This window comes from Paenisporosarcina sp. P5_A11 (assembly GCF_056400705.1).
Window position 1 is genome coordinate 1 of record NZ_JBFUKT010000195.1, and the last position, 5,918, is coordinate 5,918.

At 36.2% G+C, this 5,918-nt stretch carries 6 protein-coding genes and 1 pseudogene; 6 read left to right on the plus strand and 1 reads right to left on the minus strand.

Annotated features, from left to right (window positions below; genetic code table 11):
• The 6 genes and pseudogenes from AC1DOS_RS17380 to AC1DOS_RS17405 form a co-directional block, all read left to right on the plus strand.
• A partial coding sequence (locus tag AC1DOS_RS17380; RefSeq protein WP_477538509.1) for an Ig-like domain-containing protein occupies positions 1-680 on the plus strand: 680 nt, incomplete at its 5' end.
• Positions 681-1,055: 375 nt separating this feature from the next.
• Positions 1,056-1,388 carry an Ig-like domain-containing protein gene (locus AC1DOS_RS17385; protein WP_477538512.1) on the plus strand — a complete coding sequence of 111 codons (333 nt, stop codon included), beginning with the start codon at positions 1,056-1,058 and terminating at the stop codon, positions 1,386-1,388.
• A gap of 467 nt (positions 1,389-1,855) precedes the next feature.
• Positions 1,856-1,939: pseudogene (locus AC1DOS_RS17390) on the plus strand (DNA polymerase); the annotation flags it as partial.
• A 1,306-nt stretch (positions 1,940-3,245) separates the two neighbouring features.
• The gene (locus AC1DOS_RS17395; protein ID WP_108587690.1) at positions 3,246-3,431 is read left to right on the plus strand and encodes an aspartyl-phosphate phosphatase Spo0E family protein; all 186 of its coding nucleotides are present in this window, start codon (positions 3,246-3,248) and stop codon (positions 3,429-3,431) included.
• 270 nt (positions 3,432-3,701) lie between these two features.
• Positions 3,702-3,986: a YiaA/YiaB family inner membrane protein gene (locus tag AC1DOS_RS17400; RefSeq protein WP_477538510.1), complete on the plus strand. Its 285-nt coding sequence runs from the start codon at positions 3,702-3,704 to the stop codon at positions 3,984-3,986.
• A 301-nt stretch (positions 3,987-4,287) separates the two neighbouring features.
• Positions 4,288-4,656 carry a hypothetical protein gene (locus tag AC1DOS_RS17405; RefSeq protein WP_108587688.1) on the plus strand — a complete coding sequence of 123 codons (369 nt, stop codon included), beginning with the start codon at positions 4,288-4,290 and terminating at the stop codon, positions 4,654-4,656.
• Positions 4,657-4,738: 82 nt separating this feature from the next.
• Here the strand turns inward: AC1DOS_RS17405 and AC1DOS_RS17410 are convergent.
• Positions 4,739-5,918 (minus strand): MFS transporter (locus tag AC1DOS_RS17410; RefSeq protein ID WP_477538511.1); only part of this gene is annotated, 1,180 nt, incomplete at its 5' end.

A 5,918-nucleotide genomic window follows, 5' to 3' on the forward strand; every position in this document is an offset into this window, starting at 1 on the left:
CTGGATCTACGGTTACAGTTAAAAGTGGTAAGACAGTACTAGGAACTGCAAAAGCAACATCTAAAGGAGCTTTCTCAACAAAAATAGCTGTTCAAAAAGCAGGCACAAAGTTAGTAATCWCAGCTAAAGATAGCGCTGGAAATGTGAGTACAAGTGTGACAGTAACTGTTTCAGATGTTGTTGCACCAAGCAAGCCAGTTGTAAATAARATTGATAATAACGACAAAGTAGTAACTGGAAAGGCAGAAYCTGGATCTACGGTTACAGTTAAAAGTGGTAAGACAGTACTAGGAACTGCAAARGCAACATCTAAAGGAGCTTTCTCAACAAAAATAGCTGTTCAAAAAGCAGGCACAAAGTTAGTAATCTCAGCTAAAGATAGCGCTGGAAATGTGAGTACAAGTGTGACAGTAACTGTTTCAGATGTTGTTGCACCAAGCAAGCCAACGGTTAATAAAGTAGATGATAACGATACAAAGGTAASAGGAAAAGCTGAAGCGAACTCAACTGTTAATGTGAAAGTAGGAAGTAAATCTCTTGGCGCAGCTACTGCTGATTCAAAAGGGAACTACTCAGTTAAGATAAAAGYACAGAAAAAAGGAACTACAATTACTGTAACTGCAAAGGATAAGGCAGGGAATAGTAGTCAAGCGGCAACGTTCAAGGTTGTAAAACATTAAATCTAATGAAAAAGTCAAGGGTTAATCCCTTGGCTTTTCATTGTAGACAAAAAATAAAGGAGCATTATTAAAAAACCCTTAATAGTYCACAAAATTTTACTACCACATACATTTCAAGGCTCTCATCGATTCTTCTATCGGATCTACAATATAGCTCTGTTGTATTTTGTGAAGTGGAATAAGGTGATGGACATGAATAAAATCTTTCCCTAGTTCTCCATATGTGTTTTCAAAATTCAAATCACAAACTTGACATTTGACCAAATCAAATAAGAATGAAGAGGATATCTAAATGGATTGAATCAAAATGAGTCTACCGAGATGGTAGGCTCTTTTCATATTCGTTAATCAAGTCACTTCCTTGCAGACAGTGATATTGCAGGTCAAGTAGCATGGAATTTTGCAACAGATAAAGTGACAGGTAATGTAACGCTTTACGCAAAATGGTCACTAAATAGACCAGTTATTAATCCAATCGATGACAATGATACAAAGCTTTCAGGAACGACTGTAGCAAATGCAACGATCACTGTAAAAATCGGTAGTGTTGTTATTGCAACAGGAAAAGCTGATTCTAATGGGAAATTTAGTATCAAGATTAAACAACTAAAAGCAGGTACAGAGTTATCTGTATATGCTATAGATAAAAATGGWATTCAAAGTGCTACTACAAAAGTCAAAGTTTTAGATCGTAMAGCACCAAAATAAAGAAGTTCAAATTAAAGGTACTGCAGAAGCTAACTCTACAATTATTGTAAAAATCAATAATAAAGTAGTGACAAAATTAAAGTAGCTGCTGAAGATGAAGTTGTATTAGATGAGGCACGTGCGAAATTTGAAGTGGCTGACGCTGAATTAAATAAGGTACTTAAAGAAGTTGGCTTATCAGAATCAAACATTGCCAACGAAGTAGCACAATAAGAAAAAATCGTCCGTTCAATCGGACGATTTTTTTATTCAACATTATGTCAGTTGGTTATGCGACTAAATTGAAGTCGTGAAAATGAGGGTTTTAATAGACTAATCGTTGAACGAACATCTGAAGGTAGAGAAAGAGCAAAATCAAGAGGTAAACACATGGGTCGCCCTTCACAACCGAGAAGGAATATAGAAGAAGCCCTACGATTATATAATAGTAGAAACACGAATGGGTTAATTTGTTACATTCATCATGCATGGGAATTGATTTATCGGAACTCGGAGCACCTTTATTAGAGAGGCAAGTTAGTTATGGAAAAGAACAAATCTTATTTCGAGATTGACGCGGCTGGATCTTTATATACATCTTTTGTTCTATACAATCTAAGAATAAAGGTACATACAATTACAACGTTAGATGAATTGGCAAATAAGAAAGCTAACTTTATACTAATATTATGTTCTTGCTTCTTAAGCAGGCGAACAGCCGGTGATTGGCTAGTGGGATTTTTTCCATTTTGCCAGTGCCGGTTTTTTTATATAATGGTCATCATTTTCCTATCCGTATTGGGAGAGGGAGCATAACACTCAGCCTCCTGCTTATTTATACAATGAATTGGCAGTTTGGAATACATAACTATCGTTTCTAGTGTTTGTGTAATGTTGCTTACCCATACAATTACCCATGCAAAGGACCCTATTTAATTGCACCCAGGTTGCTATTAGTATTACTTTGGCAGAATAGCTTTCCAATGAATGTATCTCACTTTTTATTACTGGGATAAACCGGTCACCACCAGGAGCATCTACATTAGCAGCAATTAACTCAGCAGTGGATGGTTTAGTTCGCGGGCTTGCTATTGAGCTATCTCCAATGCGCGGAAACGTTGTATTGCCTGGTATTGTAAATACACCGATTTACGCTGGTAAGCCAGAAGACCAACGTCGAGGCATGTTCAATGGAATCGCGGAGCAACTCCTTGTTAAACGCATTGCGCAATCTTACGTTAATTTAGCAAAAAAACGTATTCACAACTGGATCTGTTGTCGATATCGATGGAGGCGCTCGATTAGTTTAATAAAAATAGTAAAGGCATTCCTTATTCGGGAATGTCTTTTTTGTGTGAATAAGCTTTCTCATATGCATCTTTTCCACTTACGAATAATCAGGAATGTTTAACATAAATTGAATAACTTCTATCATGGTGGAAATGTTATTCAAACTAAATATCTCGAATGAAAACTTGTCTGAAGGTCTAAAAAGTGAGCACATTATTATTGACTTAAGGAATAGTTCTTATTTACTAAATTTTCCAGTTAAATACTTTAAAATAATTAACATTACAACATATTGTGTCGAAAGATAAAGTTCATACCATATATTGATTTATTGGTGATGGTGTTATACAATGAAAATGTAATATATATGGTAATTAAAATTGCGATAAAAATTATTGGAAAATTTTGTGATGCATTTAGATTTTAACATCTAAATTTTTGAGTTATAGAAAATGTAGTTTCATATTGAATCAAAAAACAGTCTTTTCATATGAAAAACTCTGTAAGGGTGGTCCCTGTGTTTAACATGTTGCTTCACTGTCTAAAACATGTGCAATTAAAATCATATGGGTATGGGGGAAGGGAATAATGAAGGTGCAAACAGTGGGCAAGGAAAACGTAACATTGAAGAAAATAAACAGCAAAAAACGAGAAATGTACAAAAAAGCAAAACAATTTGGTTTGATCCATCCTTTGGTTGTTGCATGCAGTCAAGAGTTAGATGTATTACTCAATCAATATCAAGGAATACACCAATATGATCATGTTGTTTAACAAATTCAACTCGTTTGCATTTCTTTAATTTTTCCTGAAGTCATTGAAATACTTTTTAATCTACGAATCATTCATAAAAACGGCGTCTCAAATAACAATTAATACCGCAGAAGAATCGGCCTAAAGCCGGTCATCTGCTTTTTTTATGGCTGGATTTAATAAGATATTAGAGAAACCGTAAAATTATCATATTTTATGACAGTGCACCTAGAAGTTTCATTCGTATCATATATTAAGAAGTGAAAAATGAGAAAAGAGGGGGACTCCATTATGTTTCCAACGAAATACAGAAGACGCAATACCGTAGCATTTGCTGTGCTCGCATATTTCACGTTCTTTGCAGGAGTGGTCATGTTCTCAATCGGTCTTTACAACGCGGATAATTTACAACTAAACGAAAAGGGATATTACATCGCGGTGATGATTTTAGTAGCAGTCGGAGCTATCCTCACACAAAAAGTGACACGCGACAATGCGGAAGACGACGAAATCCTAGCAGAACAAGAGCGTCATTTGAACAACTTAAGAGCTCCAAATAATTCGAAGGAATCTTAAGCACCTCAAGTTAAGAAAATATAAGTTTCATCAATAAAGACAAGATGCAGATTCTGCCATCCTGTCTTTTTTTCGTGGATTAATGCTTTTGGAAGCTACCCAAACCCTTTTTCTGTTGGTGCCACTCCACACAGGGTTCCATAATTTTACTATTACAACTAAACTCGTGATTTTTACAACTAAATCGAGAATGATGGTTTCCAGACTACTTTGGACGACATTATTATTACAAATAGGTATAAATACAAGTTTCTTTATACATACTTGAACTATCAATCAAGTTTATGGAGGAGAGATCGTATTGAATAAAGTAGAGTTTAAAAAGAATTTTGATATTGGATATGAAGAAATAGTATTTTCAGCAAACCACGATGAAACCCTGATTCGAATCAAAAACAATTACTCGGTGCCTTCTTCAATGGTGACCTCCTCTATTAGTCAAATAGAAGGAACATTATTTGAAGAAAAAAGATGGGGCTTTATATTCTCGGAACTCGTAGAAATTGAATCTGGTATGAACGAAGAAGTTCATATTGAATTAGGAAGATTCGTAGTGGATGAAGAGAATTTTGATGAGGGAGCCTTTATTAAACACTTAATCAACCAAGTAACGAATAAAATTTTGTACTCGGATTATTTTACCGTACTAAAAAAATTAACCGTACATTGAAACCATGTGAAAAAGAAAGATGAATGCAAAAAAACCGCCTCAGATTGTGAGGCGGTTTTATCATTGAGCAATCATATCAAGGTTATAACGAAGCTTTTGGCACTCTGCCATACCGTAAATATACTGCGAAAAATACAGCAGCACTGAGTAAACGCAAGCCGGAGCTAATATACATAGCCATTTCAACGCCCCATAAATTCAACAACCAAATACCGATTTGTGGTGCCAGGAAAGCCATAAACGCTAGTAGGACATTGTAAGTGGTAATGCAGTAAGTTCGAGATGCTTCAGGTGATTGTTCAAGTAATAAATTGAATGAAAGTAACACGACACCTGATAAGAAAAAGCCGGATATCGTTTGCACGAATGTTAAATAATAAAAGTTCGTCGACAAGACGGTTAAAAAAGGAGTGCTTGCCATACCGATGGCAGCCCAAACAAAGACGCGAACATTAGATCTTTGCTCAGCCCATTTTTTCCAAAGAGGGAACGTTAATATTTGCATTAACATATTCCCAACAGAAAACATGCTAATCCAAAATACCGTCGCGCCAGCAACTCGTATATGGTAAATATTAAAAATTCCCCAAGCCATTTGCCAAGCGAAATTGAAAAATAGTGCAGCTATTAGAAAGGATACATAGCCGGAGTGTTTGAAAATTGACCATTCCATTAACTTCTTCTTCACAACAGGTCCCTCGGCATGAGCAGGGGTTTCGTCATGCTTCATCAATAAATAAACTTCTAAAAGGCCAAAGCCAAATGCAATTGCAAATAATATTTGATACGCGGTGACATTGTCGGATGCATCCTTCATCACAATCCCGATGATTAATGTGGAAACCAACCCGACCATTGTTAAAAAGCGATTACGGTCACTAAAAAATGCGCCACGCCTAGATTCACTAATCATTCCACTGATGAGGGTTTGCCAACCCATGTTCGCTACTGTATTGGGTACACTCATCAGAGCGACTATTACCAGAAAAACCCAAGCTTGCATAGATTCTGAAGGTAAATAAACAAGTGCGACTATAGGCAGGAACATGACACGAGCCAACAAAATAGACGTCGCCACGAGCTTCTTGTGTTCAGCTGCTCGATTCAGCATGATGGCAGCTGGAATCGTCATAAGTAAGGCCATTAATGGAGGAAGGGAGCTAATTAATCCCACCTGATAATTGCTGGCACTTAATATGGTAATCGCAAAAATAGGAAAGAAATTATTCGAAAAGTTCAAGGCAATAGTCGAAGCCATACCA

Bases quoted from the DNA above. Each gene is read 5' to 3' on its own strand.
- AC1DOS_RS17395 (WP_108587690.1), top strand. From the start codon at position 3,246: ATGAAGGTGCAAACAGTGGGCAAGGAAAACGTAACATTGAAGAAAATA.
- AC1DOS_RS17400 (WP_477538510.1), top strand. From the start codon at position 3,702: ATGTTTCCAACGAAATACAGAAGACGCAATACCGTAGCATTTGCTGTG.